The 861-nt window shown below is 73.6% G+C and carries 1 protein-coding gene; it reads right to left on the bottom strand.

Features of this window, described 5'->3' with window-relative positions:
* The coding region (locus HLK59_RS50255) for an enoyl-CoA hydratase/isomerase family protein (protein ID WP_171148363.1) at positions 1-546 on the bottom strand (546 nt) is incomplete at its 3' end.
* Positions 547-861 lie beyond the last annotated feature (315 nt).

Genomic DNA, 861 nt, shown 5'->3' with positions numbered 1-861 from the left:
GGTGGGGGCCGCCCGGGCCTCACCGGCCTCCACCCGCCGTGCCGTGAAGATCAGCTCCGCGGCCCGGGCGGCCCCCACCCGCCGGGGCAGCAACTGCGTACCCCCACCGCCCGGGATCACCCCGACCGACACCTCCGGCAGCCCCACCACGGCCGTGCGGTCCGCCACGATCACGTCACACGCCAGGGCCAACTCGAAGCCGCCGCCCAACGCGAAGCCGTGCACCGCCGCGACGGTCGGCACCGGGAGTTCCAGCACCCCGGTGTACGCGCCGCGGGCCACCGGCCGCTGGCGCACCAGGTCGGCGTCACTGAAGGAGTTCCGCTCCTTCAGGTCCGCCCCGACACAGAACGCCCGCTCGTGCGTCGACGTCAGTACGACCACCCGTACGTCCTTGTCGTCCCCCAGTGCCGCGCACGCGGCCCCCAGCGACCGGGCCATCTCCGTCGACACGGCGTTCATGGCCTTCGGCCGGTCGAGGGCGAGTTCCGCGACGTGCCCGTGCCGCCGCACCAGCACGAACTCCCCGTACCGTTCCTCGCTCATGACACCCTCCGGTTAACGCGGGTTAACAACGTCCGCCCCGATCATCGCAGCCCGCACCCCGGCGCGAAAGGCCGACCGGTGCGGGCGGTTCCCGCGTTCCCGCCCGACTCCCCGTTCGAGTGACATCCCGCCCAACTCGGGTCCCACCGCCCACAGGAGCGCATAGCGTGCGCTCCGCCACGGCGCACCGGGGGCGCGAGGGCATGGGGAGGGAACTCGATGACGACGATGACGCACACCGCACCACGACTGGACGCGGCCTTCGCCCCGGCTCCGGAGATCGCACCGCCCCGCCTCTTCGCGGCCCCGGTGCGC

This window comes from Streptomyces sp. S3(2020), from assembly GCF_013044505.1.
GTDB lineage: Bacteria > Actinomycetota > Actinomycetes > Streptomycetales > Streptomycetaceae > Streptomyces.
Note: the sequence above shows the minus strand (reverse complement) of the source record. Positions and strands in the feature narration are given on the sequence as shown.